Origin of the sequence: Paenibacillus terrae (assembly GCF_005217525.1) — a bacterium.
Lineage (GTDB): Bacteria > Bacillota > Bacilli > Paenibacillales > Paenibacillaceae > Paenibacillus > Paenibacillus terrae_C.
Genome location: NZ_PNXQ01000014.1, coordinates 119121 through 140649 on the forward strand (window position 1 = coordinate 119121; position 21529 = coordinate 140649).

19 protein-coding genes and 1 pseudogene are annotated in these 21529 nt (G+C 45.9%); 16 read left to right on the top strand and 4 right to left on the bottom strand.

Annotated elements, in window-relative coordinates:
* Positions 1-12 precede the first annotated feature (12 nt).
* Genes C1I60_RS15240 through C1I60_RS15250 form a run of 3 tightly spaced genes read left to right on the top strand, consistent with a single transcriptional unit; the run spans position 13 to position 3574 of the window.
* A complete protein-coding gene (locus C1I60_RS15240; protein WP_137062816.1) occupies positions 13-948 on the top strand; it encodes a carbohydrate ABC transporter permease in 936 nt (311 codons plus the stop codon).
* Complete coding sequence (locus C1I60_RS15245) at positions 949-2508, top strand: glycoside hydrolase family 43 protein (protein WP_137062510.1); 1560 nt, start codon at positions 949-951, stop codon at positions 2506-2508.
* Positions 2509-2548: 40 nt separating this feature from the next.
* Positions 2549-3574, top strand: coding sequence for an endo-1,4-beta-xylanase (locus tag C1I60_RS15250; RefSeq protein ID WP_137062511.1), 1026 nt, complete (start codon positions 2549-2551; stop codon positions 3572-3574).
* Positions 3575-4017: 443 nt separating this feature from the next.
* Here C1I60_RS15250 and C1I60_RS25685 read toward each other — a convergent pair whose 3' ends face one another.
* On the bottom strand, positions 4018-4425 hold the full coding sequence (locus C1I60_RS25685; RefSeq protein ID WP_252361750.1) for a carbohydrate-binding protein: 408 nt from the start codon (positions 4423-4425) through the stop codon (positions 4018-4020).
* 6 nt (positions 4426-4431) lie between these two features.
* Positions 4432-5691, bottom strand: a pseudogene (gene xynC, locus C1I60_RS15255) (glucuronoarabinoxylan endo-1,4-beta-xylanase XynC); the annotation flags it as partial.
* Positions 5692-6551: 860 nt separating this feature from the next.
* Between xynC and fabV the strand changes: the two are divergent.
* Positions 6552-7724 carry an enoyl-ACP reductase FabV gene (gene fabV, locus C1I60_RS15260; RefSeq protein ID WP_137062513.1) on the top strand — a complete coding sequence of 391 codons (1173 nt, stop codon included), beginning with the start codon at positions 6552-6554 and terminating at the stop codon, positions 7722-7724.
* Positions 7725-7882: 158 nt separating this feature from the next.
* On the opposite strand, the gene C1I60_RS15265 is transcribed toward fabV, so the two are convergent.
* Positions 7883-8086 (bottom strand): hypothetical protein, encoded by a 204-nt coding sequence (locus C1I60_RS15265; protein ID WP_137062514.1) that lies wholly within the window; start codon positions 8084-8086, stop codon positions 7883-7885.
* A 168-nt stretch (positions 8087-8254) separates the two neighbouring features.
* On the opposite strand from C1I60_RS15265, the gene C1I60_RS15270 reads away from it, so the two are divergent.
* The 4 genes from C1I60_RS15270 to C1I60_RS15285 all read left to right on the top strand — a co-directional run bounded on the left by C1I60_RS15270 (position 8255) and on the right by C1I60_RS15285 (position 13460).
* The gene (locus C1I60_RS15270) at positions 8255-9406 is read left to right on the top strand and encodes a sn-glycerol-1-phosphate dehydrogenase (RefSeq protein WP_137062515.1); all 1152 of its coding nucleotides are present in this window, start codon (positions 8255-8257) and stop codon (positions 9404-9406) included.
* 198 nt (positions 9407-9604) lie between these two features.
* The gene (locus C1I60_RS15275) at positions 9605-10702 is read left to right on the top strand and encodes a GntR family transcriptional regulator (RefSeq protein ID WP_137062516.1); all 1098 of its coding nucleotides are present in this window, start codon (positions 9605-9607) and stop codon (positions 10700-10702) included.
* Between the two features lie 353 nt (positions 10703-11055).
* Positions 11056-11766: an L-ribulose-5-phosphate 4-epimerase gene (araD, locus tag C1I60_RS15280; RefSeq protein ID WP_137062517.1), complete on the top strand. Its 711-nt coding sequence runs from the start codon at positions 11056-11058 to the stop codon at positions 11764-11766.
* Positions 11763-13460 carry a ribulokinase gene (locus tag C1I60_RS15285; RefSeq protein WP_137062518.1) on the top strand — a complete coding sequence of 566 codons (1698 nt, stop codon included), beginning with the start codon at positions 11763-11765 and terminating at the stop codon, positions 13458-13460. Before araD ends, C1I60_RS15285 begins: the two co-directional genes overlap by 4 nt.
* 175 nt (positions 13461-13635) lie before the next feature.
* Here the strand turns inward: C1I60_RS15285 and C1I60_RS15290 are convergent, their stop codons facing one another.
* Positions 13636-14220 (bottom strand): helix-turn-helix domain-containing protein, encoded by a 585-nt coding sequence (locus tag C1I60_RS15290; protein WP_013370447.1) that lies wholly within the window; start codon positions 14218-14220, stop codon positions 13636-13638.
* A gap of 344 nt (positions 14221-14564) precedes the next feature.
* On the opposite strand from C1I60_RS15290, the gene C1I60_RS15295 reads away from it, so the two are divergent.
* From C1I60_RS15295 to racE, 8 genes are all read left to right on the top strand, one after another.
* Positions 14565-16463, top strand: coding sequence for a 3'-5' exonuclease (locus C1I60_RS15295; RefSeq protein ID WP_137062519.1), 1899 nt, complete (start codon positions 14565-14567; stop codon positions 16461-16463).
* Positions 16464-16750: 287 nt separating this feature from the next.
* A complete protein-coding gene (locus tag C1I60_RS15300) occupies positions 16751-17887 on the top strand; it encodes a polysaccharide deacetylase family protein (protein WP_137062520.1) in 1137 nt (378 codons plus the stop codon).
* Positions 17888-18095: 208 nt separating this feature from the next.
* Entirely contained in the window at positions 18096-18509 is a 414-nt protein-coding gene (locus C1I60_RS15305; RefSeq protein WP_137062521.1) for a phage holin family protein, read from the top strand.
* Positions 18510-18591: 82 nt separating this feature from the next.
* Positions 18592-18879 carry a Dabb family protein gene (locus C1I60_RS15310; protein WP_137062522.1) on the top strand — a complete coding sequence of 96 codons (288 nt, stop codon included), beginning with the start codon at positions 18592-18594 and terminating at the stop codon, positions 18877-18879.
* Positions 18880-18903: 24 nt separating this feature from the next.
* The gene (locus C1I60_RS15315; protein ID WP_137062523.1) at positions 18904-19344 is read left to right on the top strand and encodes a DUF86 domain-containing protein; all 441 of its coding nucleotides are present in this window, start codon (positions 18904-18906) and stop codon (positions 19342-19344) included.
* Positions 19345-19352: 8 nt separating this feature from the next.
* Positions 19353-20000: a helix-turn-helix transcriptional regulator gene (locus tag C1I60_RS15320; protein ID WP_137062524.1), complete on the top strand. Its 648-nt coding sequence runs from the start codon at positions 19353-19355 to the stop codon at positions 19998-20000.
* Between the two features lie 98 nt (positions 20001-20098).
* Positions 20099-20422: a YtxH domain-containing protein gene (locus C1I60_RS15325; RefSeq protein ID WP_137062525.1), complete on the top strand. Its 324-nt coding sequence runs from the start codon at positions 20099-20101 to the stop codon at positions 20420-20422.
* Positions 20423-20626: 204 nt separating this feature from the next.
* Entirely contained in the window at positions 20627-21442 is an 816-nt protein-coding gene (gene racE, locus C1I60_RS15330) for a glutamate racemase (protein WP_170970832.1), read from the top strand.
* Positions 21443-21529: the final 87 nt, after the last annotated feature.

The window sequence follows — 21529 nt, forward strand, 5'->3', positions numbered from 1 at the left end:
AAGAAAACTCAGATGTCTGGCCCAGAGAGTACAATTGCAATCTCCAGACGCCGTCCAGGAAGCAGGGGATTAGAGCCGCTTGTTTTCAACACACTTAATACAATATTTATGATTATCCTGGTCATTGTTACCTTATATCCGTTCCTAAATACAATTGTAGTGTCGTTTAATGCGGGGAACGACACGATCAGAGGCGGTCTCTATCTGTGGCCTCGGCAGTTCACGTTGCAGAATTATAAAGCGGTATTCGTTTCGGGCACTATTTATAATGCATTCCTGATTTCGGTTGCACGTACCGTGCTTTCGACCTTGCTGAATATTTTCTTGACCACAATGCTGGCTTATGCACTTAGTCGGCGGAATTTTGTGTTCCGCAAGCCTATTACTACAGTTTTTGTCCTGACCATGTATTTTAATGCAGGTTTGATTCCTGGCTACTTCTTGATGAAGGACCTGAATTTAATTAATAATTTCTTCGTATATGTACTGCCGTCAATGATCAGCGCATTTAACCTAATTGTTATCCGTACCTATATCTATACAATTCCAGAGAGCTTGGTGGAATCGGCTAAAATAGATGGGGCAGGGGATTTTAAGATTTTTTGGAGAATTATTTTACCGCTCTGTAAGCCTGTGCTGGCTACTATTGCGTTGTTTGTTGCGGTAGGTGCCTGGAACTCTTGGTTCGACGCTTTTTTGTATACCTCGTCCCAACAGGAACTGAGCACACTGCAATACGAGTTAATGAAGCTGCTCTCCTCTAGTATGAACGCCAACAGCAATCCATCAGTGTCCAATGGTGTTGGAATGCAGAATGCTACCCAGGTTACACCCATTTCAATTCGCGCTGCTGTCACTGTAGTAGCTTCTATTCCAATCCTGGTAGTGTATCCGTTCATGCAAAAATATTTTGTTGTTGGGCTTAACGTTGGGAGTGTGAAGGAATAAATGAATAATCAATTGGTATCGCAAACCATTCGTTACTCAAATCCCATACTTCCTGGCTTTTATCCTGATCCTAGCATTACTAGAGCGGGAGAATACTTTTATTTGATTTGCAGTTCGTTTGAATATTTTCCCGGTGTTCCTATCTTCCGGAGTCGGGATCTGATTCAATGGGAACAAGTGGGTCATGTGCTGAACCGGCCCAATCAGCTTGATCTGACGGATCGCAAGAGCTCTGACGGCATTTATGCACCATCAATTCGTTATTTCGAGGGCACCTTCTACATGATTACAACCGATGTAGGAGGGATCGGGAATTTTTATGTTACAGCGACCGATCCGGCCGGACCTTGGTCGAATCCGATCCATGTTCCTTACGGTGGGATTGATCCTTCACTGTTTTTTGACGATGACGGCAAGGTGTACGTCACCGCGCAGCAGGGAGCAGACTACGACTCCCATGCCATCCAGTATGAAATTAATATTGTGACTGGAGAAGCGCTTTCGGAGCCGCAGGTGGTTTGGTACGGTGATGGAGGTCCATGGACAGAAGGTCCTCATCTATACAAGATTAATGGAATGTATTATATGATGTCCGCCTCTGGCGGAACAGCGAAGGAACACAGGGAGATTATCGGACGGAGCAACAATCCTTATGGTCCGTTTGAACGTTATCCGGAGCCGATCCTGACGCATCGGGGGCTTGATCATCCGATTCAATATCTGGGCCATGCCGACCTGGTAGAAGATGTACAAGGGAATTGGTGGGCTGTTTTTCTCGGCGTTCGGTTGACTGAGGATGGTTACAGCGTACTTGGTCGTGAAACCTTTCTGGCTCCGGTCATCTGGAAGGACGAATGGCCGTATATCGACAATAACGAGGGCTGTGTCAAGCTGAAAATGTCGGTTGCGCGTCTGCCCGCAGCGACACCCAACGCTACGGGCGTCACTGTGGGCGAAGGCCGGGACGATTTTGCCGCAGACCATCTCGGACCCGAGTGGATCTTTGTGCGAAATCCGGCCGAGGGTAGTTATTCGCTAGATGAAGCTCCTGGGTCTTTGACATTGCATGGACAGGCGACGGGACTCGGGGATGCCGGCCGGATTACTTTTGCAGGCAAAAGACAGCAGCATAAGCAGGCAAGCTTCACCACTTGCATGTCGTTTGCGCCAACCGCTGAAGGTGAAGAGGCCGGATTATGTGCACGCCGGGATGAGGATGCCCATTATGAGATCGGGGTGTTGCGTTCTGGTAACCGCAACCGAGTCATGGCCCGTCTGACCATTCGCGGAGAATCCCAGATCGTCTATGGGGCTGAGACAGAATCGGAGCGAGTTTTGCTAAGAATTGAAGCGACTGAGGATGAATATGCTCATTCATATTCGGAGGATGGCGAGAACTGGTCCAGTATAGCTACAGGTCCGGCACGGGCGTTGTCTCCGGAGGATTTTGTGAATAAAATGTGCTTCACTGGGGTAGTCATTGGGCTGTACGCAACAGGAAATGGCCGCTTAAGTGGGGTACCTGCGCACTTCGATTGGTTTAAGTATCAGGCTAAGTAGCAGTAAGTGTTTGCCGATAGCCTGCACAAGGAGGAAAAGGATGAATTTATCGACTCGGCAAGAAGCTTCACTAAAAGAATTATACAAAAACGATTTCCAGATCGGAGCGGCGGTCAATCCTCTAACCATTGAGATTCAGAAATCGTTGCTTGCTTACCACTTTAACAGTATAACAGCGGAAAATGAAATGAAGTTCTCAAGCTTGCATCCAGAGGAGGAGGTGTATACCTTTGAGAATGCCGACCGACTAGCTGCATTTGCCAAGGAGCATGGGATGGCAATGCGCGGTCACACCCTGGTCTGGCATAATCAAACGCCGGATTGGCTGTTTGAGAATGAACAAGGCGGTCCAGCGGATCGTGCCTTGCTGCTGGAGCGGCTCCGTTCGCATATCCAAACGGTAGTTGGACGGTATAAGGATACTGTATACTGCTGGGATGTGGTGAATGAGGTCATCTCGGACGAGGAGTCAGACAAGGAGGAGTTCCTTCGCCCGTCGAAATGGCTGGACATCGTCGGACCTGATTTTATCGCCAAGGCTTTTGAATATGCGCATGAAGCAGATCCTAAGGCTCTGCTATTCTACAACGACTATAATGAGTCCCATCCTTATAAGCGGGATCGTATCTATCGGCTGGTCAGGTCGCTGCTGGACCAGGGAGTGCCGATTCACGGCGTGGGTCTTCAGGCGCATTGGAATTTGTTCGATCCTTCCCTAAACAATATCCGCGCAGCCATCGAAAAATATGCAGAGCTGGGACTTCAGCTCCAGCTAACTGAACTGGATCTGTCAGTTTTTCGCTTTGATGACAGACGTACCGACCTGCTTCATCCTTCGGAGGAAATGGTGGAACGGCAAGCGGAGCTTTACGAAGCGGTTTTTCGTCTCCTGCGGGAATACCGCAACTGTATCAGTGCAGTCACATTCTGGGGGGCTGCCGACGATTATACCTGGCTGGACGGCTTTCCGGTAAGAGGCCGGAAGAACTGGCCTTTGTTATTCGATCAATCGCACCGTCCGAAGCTGGCTTATGAGCGTGTTGCTGCGCTGGCGATTCAGCCATAGTCAAGCCACTCAAATAGATGACAAAGATAAAGTTCTCTGTCTTAATAGTTGAAATATTTAAGCTTTAATGCAATAGCTCCTGAATTTGTCCTTGTGGCGATCAGGAGCTTTTTTGATATCATCGGAAATTGGAATGTATTGCTCTTCACCTGAGCACTTGGCGGGGATCATTTTCCAAAAGCTCCTCCTTATACGAGAGGTGAGTGGTTGTAACGTTCCGGTTGTCCTACCTCTTGTTGCAGTTGTAGTAAACAATTCCATTTAATTGGAAGAGGATTTAGGCGTGCTGAATATCCGGATAAGCTCTAAACAGCTTTGAATCAGGCGTAGAACAATGTAGAAACAAGGACTGGTTAGGTCTTTGTAGACAATATCCTTTTGAGAAAAAGAGAACCCGAGTCTTGGAAAAGACCCGGGTTCTTGAGTTTTTCGCCTGAATGCACCTACTCGGCTGAGACGCTTATACTTTCTATATTCGGTCCTTCCGCACCGGTAGTTACCACTTTAAAAGTATTGTTTCCGCTATTCATAGGTACCTGAATCGTTTTTTCGCCCCAGGTTGCCCAGCTACCGGTTGCTGTAAAGGCAGCATCGCTGATCACTTTCGTTCCGTTAACATAAACATCTAGATTTCGAGCCCCTGACTCCAGTGCATATCGGAATTTCACATTTTTAGTTCCAGAAACAGCGCAGTAGATTCTATTCCACTGTACGGTTGCATTTGTTGCAGCATTAAAGTTGACATATTGGATAGTGTCATCACCCGAATAGGTGGCTTCTACTACGGAGTGGGTCAATGTTGTATCCGCTTCCCCTCCATAAGTCGTGTTGCTGATGGTCTTGCCACCCAATTCACCTACAAAAGTTGTAACACTTTGGGCAGGGAGCTGGGCTGTAAAGGCACCGCCAGACAGATTAATGGCCGATCCTGCTGCCAGATTTCTGCTGCCGTCCGTTACCCATGAAGATACTCTCGATGCAGTCCCGTTCTGTAGGGCGAACCTTTGGTTTACTGCTGAAGTACCTCGATTAATTGCAACAATAACTACCTTGTTGTCACCTTTATATGCAGAGGTGTAGATGTTTGTATTTGGATTCTTCGTTGCATCTACTCGTACATATCCGGGACGAACAAATTTCGAGAAATGAGCCATATTATAACCACGTTTGCTTATTGTACCGTCCTCATTCATAGGACCGTATTGTCTACGAATGTACCACCATACATATGTCTGAAAATCTCCCTCTACCATAGCATTGTGCATATGATATGAAACATCCAATGCCTCGGGCCAGCGATCTGCCGAGTTATTGTCGCTATTTGGATAGTATACTTCCGTCATCCAAAGCTCTTTTCCCGCTCCTTTTTGTTTGAAAAGAGGATAAAGGAAATCACTAAATTTAGTACCATAAGTATGAGCACCAAGAATATCCATATTAGCAAGAGCCTGCGGATCGTTTAGAATTGGGTCTGACATATTTTTTAAGTATGAAAATGACTCAGGAGCGATAACTCTGCAGTTAATAGATCCAGCATTTTCTTTCATAAAACGAAGCATTTCTTGTGGAGTCCACCATGTCCAAGTATGTGCATAATCAGGTTCATTTTGAACGGAGATAGCATACAGATCCACGCCATTATTCTTCATGTAAGAAACGAAATCGTTAAGATGCTGCGCATATGCAGCGTACTTATCGTATTTAAGGCGTTTTGCTTTTGTATCACCTTCATGATTAAAGGTCTCAGTCATGTCACTTGGAGGATTCCATGGTGAAGCAAAAACGATTCCTCCGCTTTGAATTGCACGTTTTGCAGTTGGTATTTCTTTGTACCAGTTATTTTTATTGTCGTCTACATAAATTCTTAACACTGAAAAACCTAACTGATTATTTCCATTACCAAAAGCTGTTTCTCTTTGAGATGTTGTCAAATCTCCAATCCAAGCCGGATGGTTTATTCCTCCAAAACCGCGAATCACCTGTTTTTGTGCCGATAAGTTAATGGTTACATCACTTGCTGCTGAAACTTCTGCAGGTGCTGACATGCTGAACATGAGCGGCAGTGCAGTTACAAATGCCAATAATACGCAAATTGATTTTTTTACACGTGAAATCATTCTTTCATCTCCTAATAAAAATAATAATTTCCTAATCCTGTAGCTGTGGAAATATAATTTCTATTTTACGAATGTTCAAACGATCGGTCTATTCTGATCACCCCCTTTCGTATTGTGGAGCACAGGGTCACCCATTTCTTACCTTGTTTCATTGAAGTCCCCCATAAATGAGGTTTCGCTTGGAACTTATCCTACAAGATCAGCCCTCAAAGGACAGGTTTAGTCCAAGGGCAGCAAATAATAATAGTTAAAATAGATCTTTAATCATTGAGAGCGCTTTATAATTGATATAAAAGCACTTTAATCACAATCTCATCTGGATGTTGGATATTGAAGGGAATGGTCTTTATTTCCGAAAGGAAGCGTTTATTCGGTCTGATTGCGTAAAATCCTGGGGGCTTACTAATAAGGAGAATTGCTACTGTTCTGGTTGTTTTGCCCGAGATAACGTTCTAGCTCTTAAACACGAGTGGTGAGGCATTGAATTTAGTCTATTAAACAGATAATAAACTGTTATTTTATCTTATTTATATCATGAATTTGTTTTTTTGTGAATTTTTTTATTCACTAAAAATTATGATTATACACATATTTCGGTTTTTTTGTTAGGAGTATAAAGAGGCTCTTCGACATCTGCTGAGCACCTAAATGGTTACGCCTGTTAATGACGGGCGAATTCATTATTACGGCTTGCATGATAGTGCTATTGTCTCATAATATAATGAGATGCTAATTTTGTTGTTAGTGATATTTCATATGCTGTAGTCTAGGTTGAGCCGCAAGCTGATTTACTATATAGTTATGACTGGACAACGATTCCATCCATATTAAATGAATGCCAAAATAGGGGGACCCTTGCAATGATTATTAAACCGAAAATCCGTGGTTTCATATGTACGACTGCACATCCTGTAGGATGTGCGGCTCATGTTAATACTCAGATCAACTACATCAAAAACAGCACATCACTACAAGGAGCTAAAAAGGTACTTGTCATTGGGGCATCTACTGGATATGGGCTGGCTTCTCGTATTGCTGCGAGCTTCGGTATGGGAGCGGACACCATAGGTGTATCTTATGAACGTCCCGCATCAGAGGGGCGCACGGCTTCAGCAGGCTGGTATAATACCGTAGCCTTTGAAAGAGCAGCCAGAGCGGCTGGCTACATAGCAGAAAGCATTAATGGAGACGCTTTTTCCCATGAAATCAAGCAGGAGACGTTGAAACTGGTTAAGGAAAAGCTGGGTAAGGTAGATCTGATTGTGTATAGTGTTGCCTCACCACGACGGACGCATCCCGATACGGGTGAAACCTTCAACTCCGTTCTCAAGCCCATCGGGCAGCCCTTTTCTGATAAAACGGTGAATACCAATACAGGTGTCGTATCGGAGATTACGCTGGAACCGGCTACAGAGGAGGAAATCGAAAATACGATAACGGTAATGGGGGGCGAAGATTGGTCCTTATGGCTAAAAGCGCTGGAAGAAGCTGATCTGCTGGCTGAAGGGGTAACCACACTGGCTTACTCGTATATTGGTCCAGAGATCACAGAGGCCATTTACCGTAAAGGAACCATTGGCCAAGCCAAAAATGACTTGGAGGCCACAGCGCATACCTTAACGAAGCAACTGGAGCGTTATGATGGAAAAGCCTACGTTTCTGTAAATAAAGCTTTGGTTACACAGTCCAGCTCGGCTATTCCAGTTGTACCTCTGTATATTTCTTTGCTGTTTAAGGTTATGAAGGAAAAGGGTTTGCATGAGGGCTGTATCGAGCAAGCGCAGCGTCTGTTCGGGAAGCTATATAGTGGAGCGACAGTGGAAACCGATGAGGAAGGGCGCATTCGTCTGGACAACTGGGAAATGAGAGCTGATGTCCAGCAGGCTGTCCAAGAGGCTTGGTCCGGGATTACTACAGAAAATGTGTCTGAACGGGGCGACCTTGAACAATATCGTCTGGATTTCCTTCAGTTGTTTGGATTCGGGTTTGATGAAATTGATTATGATTTGGACGTAAATCCAGATATTCAGTAGCATCGTAGCTGATCGCGAATTGTACGGCAAATATAATAAAAACGGGCACTTACAAGCGAATTAAATGGCTTGTGGTGCCCGTTTTTATATATCAGGATTTTGCAAAATTCCTCATATGTTAGGCAAATGTATAGTGTTCTTATTTTTAACAGTTGAAACTATTGGGGATCTGACGTAGATACCGATTTGTGATGAAGCAGACGAAAAACAGCGATGGTAATCATGATCCCGGCAACGCCGAAGACAGCAACGGAGGTTAGAGCCCGGTAGGCTTGCCAGCCGAATAAAAAAGCAACACCACTGCCAAAGGTTGTGCCTGCCAGTAAACCGAGTGCGCAAGCGATGTCTGTTCTGAATTTCATAAGCATTTTTCCTTTCGGAATCAGTATTTGCAAAGCAACTTGTACTTTTCATCTGGACTTGGACAGGAACTTGTGCGTACAATTAAATAGAAATCGTTTTCAAAGAGAATCTTTTTAACAGTATGGATCATTCTTGTGCAAATTATTCCTTTTCAGGAGGTAGATGAAATGAATATGAATGAGCAGATCAAGCAGTGGAACGAAGAGGCACAGGCGAACAACACCGATCACCCTTATCGAAAGGTAGAATTATTTATTGAGGTGCGTGATGGAGCGCTTGAAGCCGTCGTCCCTTATTTGAAGCAACAGAATTACCATCATGTGACGCTGGTAGAGGATGAATACACTTCTGCGGCGGCAGGGAAAAAGGTGACGCAACGGATACGTGATGCAGGTTTGGTGGTCGATGTGGTTCGGTTGCCTCCCAATGCTGTGGGGGATGTGATTGCAGATGAAGGCTATATCGTAAAGGTGTTGTTGGGCGTGGCAGATGAGAGTCAGGCTGTACTGGCCGTAGGCTCCGGCACTATTCATGATCTGGTTCGCTTCGCATGCTATAAAATGAATCGTCCTTTTCTGTCGGTGCCGACGGCCGCTTCTGTGGATGGATTCACATCGGCAGGCGCGCCGTTGATTGTGGGCGGCAGCAAGCAGACATTCCAGGCTGTTCCGCCGGAAGCGATCTTTGCTGATCTATCCGTACTGGCGAATGCGCCACAAGCGATGACTGCCGCAGGCTTTGGCGATATGCTCGGCAAATTCACCTCATTAGCCGATTGGCAGGTGTCCAGGGATTTGGGGGGCGAACCGTATTCGCCTTTGGCTAATCGAATCACGGAGGAGGCGCTGCGGGCCTGTGTAGAGCATGTTGATGAGATTGCGGCGGGTAGCCAGGCAGGTGTCGAAGTGCTGATGAACGCGCTGATCGCATCAGGCATTTCCATGCTGATGATTGATCATTCCCGTCCAGCATCGGGGGGAGAGCACCACATTTCTCACCGAATTGAAATGGATTTTATTGCAGAGGGGCGCAAGCAAGTTTTGCATGGTGCCAAAGTGGGCGTAGCTTCAACTTTACTGGCGGACTTGTACAGGGACCTGGCTGCGAGCCAAGCTGTGGATGCTTTGGAGGTATATCGAACCTTGCCCACGTCAGAGCAGATGCGTGCATGGCTGACTCAGGTCGGCGGTCCATCTACGATTGCCGAGCTGGGCGTAAGCGAGGAGCAGCTTGCGCGCGCACTTCGTACGGCTCATACTCTGCGTAATCGCTATACAGGGCTCAAGTATATGAACGATCATCAATTGCTTCGCTCATAAAATGCACATTTACAGAAGCGATATTTATACAGGATAACCAAGCACTTGTAACATGGAAGGGATTAGCGAATGGGTTTACGCCTCCGGCAGCTATACAACGATATCCTGCTCCTGTGACATTTGTATGTACAAATGAACGATATGCTATAATCGTGAAATACAAAAGGGTACACGATATTGCAAGTGACGGAGGAAATTATGGCGCCCAAATATATACAAGTTAAACAGGAAATTTTGTCATGGATTCATTCATCCAGGCTGGAGCCTCAAAGCCAGCTTCCATCTGAGCATGAAATGTCTGAGCAATTTGCGGTTAGTCGGCAAACCGTGCGTCAGGCGTTAGGTGAGCTGGTGCAGGAAGGTTGGCTGTTTCGCATGCAGGGCAAGGGGACCTTTGTCGCCACACGGGATAGCAAGCAGCCCGAGGACCCACGGACGATCGGGGTCGTTACGACCTATATATCCGATTATATTTTTCCGTCGATAGTGCAGGGAATTGAGTCCAAATTAAGTCGTCAGGGCTATAAGCTACTGCTGTCAAGCACAGGCAATGACCCCGAGCAGGAACGGCAGTGTTTGGAAATGCTGTTAAGTCAGCCCTTGAGCGGGATTATTATTGAGCCGACGAAAAGTGGGGAGCGCAATCCCAATCTGAATTATTACCTGACCTTGGAAAATCGCCAAATTCCTTATTTAATGATCAATGCGCGGTATGAGGAAATGGATGCGCCATGTCTGCGTGTAGATGATGAGAAGGGTGGATTTTTAGCGGCTGAGCATCTGATTAAGCTGGGACATCGGCGGTTAGCCGGGTTTTTCAAGACAGATGATATGCAGGGAATTCTTCGTATGAAGGGATTTGTGGCCGCCCACCGTAAATATGGGGTTACGCTGCATCCGAATGCAGTGACCACCTACCGGACAGAAGAAAAAAATGAGGTTCCGTTACAGCGTGCGTCTGCACTGTTGAGTATGGAGCCGGAAGAGCGCCCTACTGGATGGGTAACCTATAATGACGAGCTGGCTGTGCGTTTGTTGGACATTGTGCGTTCGGCGGGTCTGAGCATTCCGGGCGATTTGTCGCTGGTGGGGTTTGATGACTCTTTTTTGGCAACGGCAACGGAAATCAAGCTAACTACAATCCGCCATCCCAAAGAAGAACTGGGATTTCGCGCTGCTGATACAATATTGTCGATGATCGAAGAAAAGGGCTTCCGCGAAGAGGATCGCCAGTGGATTATTCCACCAGAGCTGATTATCCGTGAATCTACGGGTCCTGTTGCCAGTGACGTATAAGAACCTAATAAATATGGTCGAGTTTTTATTTGGATACATGTAAGGACAAGTTGGAATGAATGTAGTTCTGACACCTCATAGCGTTTCGGCCTACCTACGCGCCTTATCGTACAGCCTGTTTTCTGTATTGCAGAAAATAGGCTGTTTTTGCTATGTTTTTTCTGAAAATATAGACAGTTACGCAGTGAAAAAACGTATAAAAAAACACTGGCTAAGTTGTACGTACAAGTGTATAATGAAAGCGGAACCAAGGATAAGGGACATTATGATCCTCTTGTGGTTTTCCATTTGAAGCTAGGTTTAGCACTTCCATTTTAGATTTCAGAAATGATAGTAAAAGGAGTGTCTTATACATGTTAGAACAATTAAAACAGGAAGTATGGGAGGCCAATCTGGCTCTTCCCAAGCATGGTCTGGTTACTTTTACGTGGGGAAATGTAAGCGGTATCGACCGTGAGCAGGGGCTGGTTGTAATTAAGCCAAGTGGTGTGGCCTATGAGGAGCTGAAAGCAGAGCAATTGGTCGTACTCAATTTGCAAGGCGATATTGTCGAAGGGGACCTTCGTCCTTCATCGGATACACCAACACATCTGGCGCTGTACCGTGCTTTTCCACAAATAGGCGGTATTGTACACACGCATTCCTCTTGGGCCACAAGCTGGGCGCAGGCAGGACGCGCGATTCCTGCATTAGGGACAACACAGGGTGATTATTTTTATGGAGCGATTCCGTGTACTCGCGCGATGACTTCAGAGGAAATTGCCGGAGAGTATGAGCTGGAGACGGGACATGTGATCATTGAGACGTTTCAGGATATTAGTCCGGCGGATATTCCAGGTGTACTCGTTAATCAGCACGCACCGTTCGCTTGGGGGAAAAATGCCGATGATGCCGTTCATAATGCGGTGGTGCTGGAGGAAGTAGCCAAGATGGCGTACCGTTCCTTCGCGCTGAACCCGGAATTAACTTCCATGGATCAGGCGCTGCTGGATAAGCATTTTCTGCGCAAGCATGGAGCGAACGCTTACTACGGTCAAACGAAAAAGGAGGAGACACACAAATGAGCAAGTATACCATTGGTGTCGATTATGGAACAGAGTCCGGGCGTGCAGTCATTGTTGATCTATCTAACGGAGCTGAAATTGCCACACACGTAACACCTTATCGCCATGGGGTTATTGATGAAGTGCTACCTGGCAACGGACGCAAGCTGGAAATGGACTGGGCGCTGGAGCATCCGGCTGACTATATTGAAGTGCTGACAACTTCTGTACCTGCTGTCATGAAGGAGACAGGAATTTCTCCGGACGACATCATCGGGATCGGCATTGATTTTACGGCATGTACGATGCTGCCAATCGACGCACAAGGACAACCATTGTGCTTTGACGAGAAGCTGAAGGATAATCCGCATAGCTGGGTAAAACTGTGGAAGCATCATGCAGCACAGGATGAAGCGGACCGTCTGAACGAAATTGCCTCACAGCGGGGAGAGGCATTCCAGCCCCGTTATGGTGGTAAAATTTCATCTGAATGGATGATCGCAAAAATCTGGCAAATTCTGAACGAAGCGCCGGATATTTATGATCAGACAGATCGCTTTGTAGAAGCGACCGACTGGGTTATTTCCCAGCTTAGTGGAGAGCTGAAACGCAATCAATGTACAGCAGGCTACAAGTCCATTTACCATCATCGTGACGGTTATCCGGACCGTGAGTTTTTCAAAGCGCTCGATCCTCGTCTGGAAAATCTGACGGATACGAAGCTGCGTGGTGAGATTTATGACTTGGGTAGCCGTGCAGGTGGATTAACAGAGGACATGGCTGCAAAACTCGGGTTGAATCCGGGAACTGCGGTAGCCGTAGGTAACGTGGATGCACATGCGGCTGTTCCGGCGGTAGGTGTCGTGACACCAGGGAAGCTGGTTATGGCGATGGGCACCTCTATTTGTCATATGCTGCTCGGTGAGGAAGAAAAAGAAGTCGAAGGTATGTGCGGTGTTGTAGAAAACGGAATTATTCCGGGCTATTACGGCTATGAGGCTGGTCAGTCGGCGGTAGGAGATATTTTCGCATGGTTCGTTGAGCATGCTGTTCCCGGCGAGGTGAAGGAGCAGGCTGCGGCAGAAGGCGTGAACGTTCATGTGTGGCTGGAGCGCAAAGCGGCTGCGTACAAACCGGGCGAAACCGGATTGCTTGCACTGGATTGGTGGAACGGCAACCGTTCTGTGCTGGTGGATACGAACCTGACGGGTCTTATTGTCGGCTATACGCTGCTGACGAAGCCAGAGGAAGTGTATCGTACATTGCTGGAAGCAACAGCGTTCGGCACACGTAAAATCGTCGATGCGTTCCATCACAACGGCGTGCCGGTAGATGTATTGTACGCATGCGGTGGATTACCGCAGAAAAACCGTCTTTTGATGCAAATTTATGCGGATGTAACTGGACGGGAGATCAAAGTGGCGGCTTCTACTCAAACCCCTGCGCTGGGCGCAGCGATGTTCGCGGCAGTGGCTGCGGGAGCAGAAGCCGGAGGGTATGACGATATCGTCGAAGCAGCGCGCCATATGGCTCGTGTACGGGACGAGAGCTTTAAGCCGATCCCAGAGAACGCGGCCGTCTATGATAAGCTGTACGAGGAATACAGCCGTCTTCACGACTACTTTGGACGTGGAGGCAATCCGGTGATGAAGAAGCTGAAGGCGATTAAGGAAGAAGCCGGACGTTCTACACAAGCGGCAAGCACTCATTCTTAAAGAGATAAGATATCTAAAAAAGCACAGTGTGCCGAGAAAACGGCAGACTGTGCTTTCTTTGTTCTTATATTCCGTGATTTGCAGCAAGCGAAAGTCTTATGAAATGAAAGATGGTAATGCGTTCCTTTCATAGACTTTCAGGTAAAGTACAAAAGTTTAGTTTTAACGGACATTCTCACTTTTTCAGCATGGCATCAGCAAACAAAATGGATTTCGGAATACGGAAAAACTGTTCCGCCTGATCCTGGAAGGTTTGAGAAGGAACGGTACCCTGGTGCAACCATTTTCGGAATGTGCCGGGATGAACGCCAATCCAATGACTGACATCGGTCACCGAAATATCATGGACCATACATAGACCCGCCAAAATCCGGTTTTTGACCGGGGAACGAGTCACAGTCCGTTTCATAAAACGGGACGGTGATGGCTGACAGATGAGCGGTGAACGCCGGACAACCTCTTCATTAAACAGAATATGGTGTGGATACCCAAGTGTGTTACACGTTTTTTCCAGATTAGTGTTGCCGGGAATACGGCCCTCATATACCCACGCGCTGACGCTACGTGAGGAAATGGAAAGCTCCTCGGCAAGCTGAGACAGTTTAATGTCATTAGCCATCAAAACGGCTAGCAGAACACGGTTTCGTACTTGACAGCGTGTCGGCTTGCGAAAACGTTTGACGCGCACACCTTTTCCCAAATATTTGCGATTGATCAGAGACCACGCCTGAATGGAATGTTTATCTTGTTGTTTAGGCATATATCCTCCGATTTTTTTTAACCACATACTACTATACCCGGAGGGGGCTTTGCAAGTGACTCCCCTCCTGATTTTCTTTTAATCCCATGGGCTTAACCGGTTTATGGAAAATAAGGTCCATTTGACCTATGAAAAGAGGCGTTTAAGGGACCGATATATTAAATTATTATATTTATTGTGGAAATGGAGGAAATATGTTCTTTTTTATGATTGTAAGGTTTATAAGAGAGAAATGGATAGCTGTACTTCGCCCTTTGGAAAATATTTGATATACTATATATGTAATATGCTGTTGAAATCTATACATTACTGTGGAAGAACCGCGAAATGGAGAGACAGAACACATGGCTTATATGGTACCGGAGTATATACCGAAGAATGCAACAGCAGGAGAGCGACTTCTGTTTGAAACCTTAAAGAGATATTTACCTAGTGATTATATTGTTTATTATGAACCGGAAATTCGGGGACGACGACCTGATTTTGTTATTATCGGCCCGGATCTTGGACTCGTTGTTCTTGAAGTAAAGGATTATACGAAAAGCACGTTGCATCAAATTAATCAGGACGAATGGATGCTACATACCTCAGCCGGTGAGACACGAACGGTGAAAAGTCCGCTGAAACAGGCGCGGGACAATGCCCGACTTATTTCGGACCAATTGAAAAAAGACAAAAACTTACTTCAAGGTTTATCTGGTTATCTAAAGTTTTCCTATGGATACGGTACGGTATTTACACGTTTGAAGCAAGAGGATTTCATTAAATTAGGACTATACAATGTAATAGATCCTTCTTTTGTGCTGTGCAGAGATGAGATTGATACAGAAGACGAAGGATTTTCCAGCGAAACTTTGATGGAAAAGCTGTTTGGTATGTTCACGATTCAAAGCAAACGTCGTTATACCCTTACAGATGAGGACATTCAGGCTATCCGGTTTCATTTATTTCCCGAAGTACGGATTAGCGCAGAGTTCAAGGAACCTGTACCTTATCAGGATCAGTTGTTGCTATCTCTTCATAATATCAAAACCATGGATCTGCACCAGGAGAATATGGCTAAACAATTGGGAGACAGACATCGTCTTATTCGTGGCGTGGCAGGTAGTGGAAAAACGCTGGTTCTTGTCAGTCGGGCTAAGATGCTGGCTCAAGCCCATCCTGATTGGAAAATTCTTGTTCTTTGCTATGGTATCCCCCTATCTCGGACTCTCAAGCAGTGGATTGGCCAAAAAATGAGGGAGCCGGAAGATTTATTTGGTTTTGCTAATGCAGAATGTGAATGGGAGTCTTCTAATATTGAAGTATATAACTTTCATGAATGGCTTGGTAGTCATATGCGGATCAAGGACAGTGCGATACCTGAGTTGCTAGAGAAATTGGACAAATCTGAAGCCATTGTTCCGATCTACGATGCCATACTCATTGATGAAGGACAGGACTTTGAGCCAGATTGGTTGCGTTTGGTCAGTCATTGTCTCAATCCTGATACGAAGTCCCTACTGTTAGTAGAGGATCGGGCACAATCTATTTTCAAAAGGAAGAATAGTCTTGTACAGGAAACGGGTCTCGATTTTCGGGGGAGATCGAAAATCCTTTCTATTAACTACCGAAATACGGCCCAAATTGTACAGTTTGCTTGGGATTTTTATCGCAGCCATTCACAACTACAGAACAAGGTGCAAAGCGGATCACTTGAAGGAGTTGAAATTATTCCCCCACAGTCAACCAAGCGCAAGGGACCTGAACCTATCTTCCGTAGATGCCGAAATATTCGCGAGGAGATGGATTTTATTATTAAATCTATTACATTTCTGCGTCAAGAAAAGGCTATTCCGCTTAATGATATAGCTATTTTATATAGGGTGCAGAACAGTTACAAAATCTCTTATATTAATGAGATCAAAAGCAGCTTACAGAAGCATCAGGTACCGTATACCTGGATGACTGAAAGCCGTGAATCCAAACGTAATTTTATAAGAGAAGAAGAGACGGTAAAAATATCTACTCTCGACAGTGCTAAAGGTCTGGATTTTCGTGCTGTCTTTATTGTGGCGATTGAGAACATGCCATTTAAGAGGGAAGAGGTTGAAGAAAGAGAGGTCTCTCTGCTATATATTGGCATGACCCGTGCGCTCGAATGGTTGTTTCTTACATATAGCGGAGAGTCCAAATATACCTTGTATCTAGATGAGATGTATAAGAGGAAAACGAAGAAAATCGCACCCAAGCAATCAGGTTGAGGGGTCTCCAATTTATTCACAACTTTGTAACCTCGATGGTCGGGGAGATTGCGAGATTGTTGTCGAATTGTTTCACTATATTTACATACTATACTCTGGTAATCTATTAATATATATAGGTGGGACGGAAAGGCGTTCCGATTCAATAAGTTGAGATGCGTTTATGTTCTATATGTTTAGTGAATGTCTATATTGCCATGTCTATACCGTCATGTCTGTATAACTTCATAGACAAGCTAGAGATAGCTCCCGCACAATATAAAATACAGCACAGGATGGTGTAAGTAATGAAGTTTTTGAATGTAAAATGGATGGCTGTATGTTTGATGGCAATATGTTGTTTGGGTCTGTTGGGCGTACATACGAATACGGCAAGTGCGCAAGCGAAGGCTCCTTTGCTGGGGGTCAATGATGTATTACTGGATTCGAATACGATTCGGCCAGTGATGGAAAATGACAAATTGTATGTACCTATCGTTACATTAGGTCAAAAGATGGGGATTTCCACTTCGGTCAGCGGTCGTACATTGCAGTTGACGGGACATAATCGCAGCTTTACGCTGGATCTGACCAAGGGTGATGTTTTTGAGCGCGGAGGACGTACGATGGTGCCGATTCGCACCTTGGCGGATGCCTTCGGTTTTACCATCACGATACCTTCAAGCAATCTATACCGAATTCAGAATGCGAATTCAAGCTTGTCTGATACACAATTTTTGAACAAATTTGCCGTAGAAATTAAACAGTATGCCGCTGTGAAGCCAGGCAAAGCCAGCAATGCAGGAACTAAGGGGAACGCTTCCCCATCAAGCCGTACGATTTATTTGAGCTTCGATGACGGTCCTACAGCCCATACTTCACAGCTGTTGGATATCTTGGATAAATATAATGCCAAGGCGACTTTCTTCATGTTGGGACCGGAAATTCGTCAACATAGTGCAGTTATGAAAAGAATGGTAGAGGCAGGGCATGGTTTGGGCTTGCATGGTATGACGCACCAGGTGAAGAAAATCTATGCTTCTCCGGCAGCGGCGCTTGGAGAAATGAATCAGGATAATGAGATTTTATTCCAGGCAACAGGACAACGCACTTCTTTAATTCGTACGCCTTATGGCAGCAAACCGTATTTGAATAAAGCATTCCGTGATCAGCTGACGGGTGCAGGCTATCATATTTGGGATTGGAATGTAGATTCCAACGATTGGCGTTATACCAAAAATCCAGAGCATTTTGAACAGAGCGTTCTGCGTGATATTAAAAGATTGAAAAAACAAGGCAGAACACCTGTCGTTCTTATGCATGATAAGCCATCTACGATCAAGGTTCTTCCACAGATCATGGCAGCTTTGCAGAAAGAAGGCTATTCGTTCGAACCGTTAAATGGCAATTTGACTCCACTTAATTTTTGGAATGATCATCGTTAATTGAATAGCTGTCAGAAAAACAGGCTACCCTACTTTATTTTTTGAAGAGGGGGGTCTGTTTTTTTCGTGTTTGCACAGAAAATCATGAGGTTTAACAGCTTGTTTTATATGAATCTATGAATTCTTATCCCTGTCCAGGTCATATGACTTTACGGGTTGCCACGTCGCTGCATATATTGCAGTAACCGCCCCGAGAGGAGGAACAGGTATGAATATTAACCCGGCAATGTTTAGTATGTTTTGTGCTACCACAGGTGCCATTATTACATTTGCATTTGGCGGCTGGAATCAGTTGATGGTGCTGTTCACAGTTGCGATGGCTGTTGATTATGTGACAGGAGTTGCCGCAGCGATTAAGACAGGACAAGGCTTGAGCAGCAAAGCCGGTTTTTGGGGGTTGATGAGAAAGGCTTTGATGCTGATGGTGATTTCTTTGGCACATCATATGGATCTTCTGATGGGCACCGAAATCATGAAAGGGGCGGCGACGTATTTTTATTTATCCAACGAATTAATCTCTATTACAGAAAACTGCTCACGCATGGGCTTGCCGCTTCCACCAAAGCTCAAGAATTTTTTTGCTTTGCTGAAGGACAAGGAGTCTGGTGGGAAAGATCGCTAGAATTATAAAGCTTCTTTCCGTATGTGGGGCGTTATGATAAAATTTTGAAGAGAACATTTTAAAAGATAAGGAGCCTATAAATATGATTAAACATATTGTTTTGTTCAAATTGAAAGACCGCTCCCCTGAAAGCATTGAGCATACGGCGTCCGTCTTGCGCAGCATGAACGGTAAAATCAAAGAACTTCTGTCACTCGAAATAGGTACGGATGTGATTCGTTCGGAACGATCTTATGATATTTCCCTTACGGCTGTTGTCGAAACACTGGAGGACTTGCAAACGTATCAGGTACACCCTGTGCATCAGGAGATCATTGTACACATGAATGAAGTGAAGGATGTATCGATCGCAGTAGATTATGAAATTTGAAGCGGTTACGGGAGGTGCAGGACCTTGTATTATGTCAACCGGGAGCAAATTGAGCTTCGACTCGGTGCCGTTCCCGAGATTGTTGCAGGACTCCGCCGCATAACGGCCGCTTGGAACGGAGATTTGTTGCAGGGGCTGGTGCAGGAGCGCTGTCTACATTTGGCGATTGAAACGGTAACAGATGTAGGGAGCTATATCATTGACGGATTTATTATGCGTGATGCGAGCAGCTATGAGGATATTATCGGTATCATTCATGAAGAGGGCGTGCTGAATGATACCGTGTTTAATCCGCTGCTGGAACTGGTAGCTTTGCGGAAACCCTTGGTGCAGGAGTATTTCGATTGGGACCGGACGAGCCTTCATCCGCTTACACCTGAGCTGCCTGAGCTATTGGAGTGTTTTGTATCCAGTGTGCATGACTATTTAAATAAGGAATTGGGTCCGCAGCCCGAGGGAGTGTAAAGGCTAAAGTGACGGATAAGCATATCGTACCCGAAATGCCCACCAGGCGCATGATTATGACATTGTTGAAAACGAAGGGACCTGTGGGTGTCGGAAGCTTGGCAGCTCAATTGGGCATTACCGAAATGGGGGTGCGCAGACACCTCAAATTGATGGAGCAGGATGGTCTCATCGTCGCTACAGTAGTGCGGCAGGCGATGGGGCGTCCGACGTTTTTATACAGTCTGAGTGAGCAGGGAAGTGAGCAGTTTCCTCGGAATTATGATCATTTGTTGCTGGAACTACTGGAGGAACTGGATGAAGAGCAGGGAATGGAAGCTGTTTACTCTCTGTTTGACGGTAGAAAACGCAAAATGATGAAGCGTTACGCTCCTCAGATCGAAAGTGAGACCACGCTGGCTTCACGTGTGGAAAAGCTTTCCGGTATTCAGAACGCCTCCGGTTATATGGCGGAGTGGCGGGAAGAAGAGGACGGGAGCTACTCTATTGTGGAATACAATTGTCCGATTTCTCAAATTGCAGGCCGTTACCGCAAGGCTTGTGAATGTGAGCAGCAAATGTTCGAGGAGCTGCTTGATGCCGAGGTTGTCCGTGAGGATTGCCTAGCGGATGGAGGACGTTGCTGCCTGTACCGTATCCGGTCCCGAAAAATGTAGGAACTTTCACGGCTTGTTCGCTGTGTCATGACAAGCTCCCCGTGCTTATAATGCATTAACAGATGGGCATTCGCCCGGGCACAAAGGGAGAGATGATGATGAAAGAAACCCACAAAAGCTTTATCCGTGGTGCGGTGACAGGTAGCATTGTCGGTTCGCTGGCTGCGCTGCTGTTTGCCCCCAAGTCAGGTCGTGATCTGCGTCAGGACATAACGGAGCAGGCACGTCTTGTCAGTGATAAGGGGCAGGAGCTGGCCGGTAAAATTACAGATGTCTCTATTGAGTATACGGATAAAATTAAGGATACGGCCTCAGCGGTCATTCATGAAATCGGGCAATTTCGCAAAAAAGGCGAAGTTCTTCCTGAGGTCAGCATTTCATCCGCTCCTGTTCAAGAAGATACGAAAAAGGATTCTCTGTAAGCAGCTTCTAAATGAATACATTATAACTGAATATGGATTCGCTTTGAGGCTTCTCCTGTTGGGATGGAGCCTCTTTGTTGATGGCTTTCCCTTTTTCGAGTAATATTTGGGGGTACCTTTTACTCGAATACAACATAAGGTAATGTAGCAACGGATCGCTTCCCGCGAGGGAACGACTCATACTTGAACAAAAAAGGAAGCGGTATGTACGTGCAGCAAGCGATTGCAATATTGGATTCCGGTGTAGGAGGTCTGACGGTTGTTAAAGAAGTTATGCGGCAGCTTCCACGGGAAAAAATCATTTATTTTGGAGACACTGCGCGCACCCCGTATGGACCTCGGCCATCGGAAGAGGTTAAGAAATTTACAGAGCAAATGGTTGATTTTTTGATTCAATTTGATCCGAAAGTCATTATTATTGCCTGCAACACGGCAACAGCCGCGGCATTGGATTATATTAGCCAAAAGGTATCCATTCCGGTGATCGGAGTGATCCACCCCGGGGCACGTGCTGCAATCAGCGCAACAGCCACCGGGCATGTCGGGGTGATTGGGACTGTCGGTACGATTCGAAGCGGAGCCTATACGGCTGCGCTGAAGCAACTATCCCCCTATGTAGACGTGGTGAGTCATGCTTGCCCTTCGCTTGTTCCTTTGGTGGAACAGGGATTGTTCCGTTCAGAGAGAACAACAGAGGTTGTAGAGGAGACATTGAGACCGATTCAAGCGTACCCGATTGATTGTCTGATTCTTGGTTGTACGCATTATCCTTTTTTGAAGGAAACGATTCAGGAAGTGATGGGCCCCAACGTGAAGCTGATTAGCTCCGCAGACGAAACGGCTCGTGAGACGAGTACGATTTTGTATAACAAGGGCAAGTTGGAAGCCGGGGATGAGACACCAGTGCATCAGCTTTTTTGTTCTGGTGATCCAGAATTGTTCCAGAGTATTGCCGCACAGTGGCTCGGGGAGCAAATTCGTCAAACGCCTGTTGTTTGGCAGGTCACCCATCTGGATTGATGAGACAGCCGATTTTTTTGTCATGGGACAAAAGAATCGGCTGTTTTGGTATTCGTTACATCAAGACACGCCGCGTCTGCATAACAT

Coding starts and splice junctions, on each gene's coding strand:
- C1I60_RS15240 (WP_137062816.1), top strand. CDS start 13: ATGTCTGGCCCAGAGAGTACAATTGCAATCTCCAGACGCCGTCCAGGA.
- C1I60_RS15245 (WP_137062510.1), top strand. CDS start 949: ATGAATAATCAATTGGTATCGCAAACCATTCGTTACTCAAATCCCATA.
- C1I60_RS15250 (WP_137062511.1), top strand. CDS start 2,549: ATGAATTTATCGACTCGGCAAGAAGCTTCACTAAAAGAATTATACAAA.
- fabV (WP_137062513.1), top strand. CDS start 6,552: ATGATTATTAAACCGAAAATCCGTGGTTTCATATGTACGACTGCACAT.
- C1I60_RS15265 (WP_137062514.1), bottom strand. CDS start 8,086: ATGAAATTCAGAACAGACATCGCTTGCGCACTCGGTTTACTGGCAGGC.
- C1I60_RS15270 (WP_137062515.1), top strand. CDS start 8,255: ATGAATATGAATGAGCAGATCAAGCAGTGGAACGAAGAGGCACAGGCG.
- C1I60_RS15275 (WP_137062516.1), top strand. CDS start 9,605: ATGGCGCCCAAATATATACAAGTTAAACAGGAAATTTTGTCATGGATT.
- araD (WP_137062517.1), top strand. CDS start 11,056: ATGTTAGAACAATTAAAACAGGAAGTATGGGAGGCCAATCTGGCTCTT.
- C1I60_RS15285 (WP_137062518.1), top strand. CDS start 11,763: ATGAGCAAGTATACCATTGGTGTCGATTATGGAACAGAGTCCGGGCGT.
- C1I60_RS15290 (WP_013370447.1), bottom strand. CDS start 14,220: ATGCCTAAACAACAAGATAAACATTCCATTCAGGCGTGGTCTCTGATC.
- C1I60_RS15295 (WP_137062519.1), top strand. CDS start 14,565: ATGGCTTATATGGTACCGGAGTATATACCGAAGAATGCAACAGCAGGA.
- C1I60_RS15300 (WP_137062520.1), top strand. CDS start 16,751: ATGAAGTTTTTGAATGTAAAATGGATGGCTGTATGTTTGATGGCAATA.
- C1I60_RS15305 (WP_137062521.1), top strand. CDS start 18,096: ATGAATATTAACCCGGCAATGTTTAGTATGTTTTGTGCTACCACAGGT.
- C1I60_RS15310 (WP_137062522.1), top strand. CDS start 18,592: ATGATTAAACATATTGTTTTGTTCAAATTGAAAGACCGCTCCCCTGAA.
- C1I60_RS15325 (WP_137062525.1), top strand. CDS start 20,099: ATGAAAGAAACCCACAAAAGCTTTATCCGTGGTGCGGTGACAGGTAGC.
- racE (WP_170970832.1), top strand. CDS start 20,627: ATGTACGTGCAGCAAGCGATTGCAATATTGGATTCCGGTGTAGGAGGT.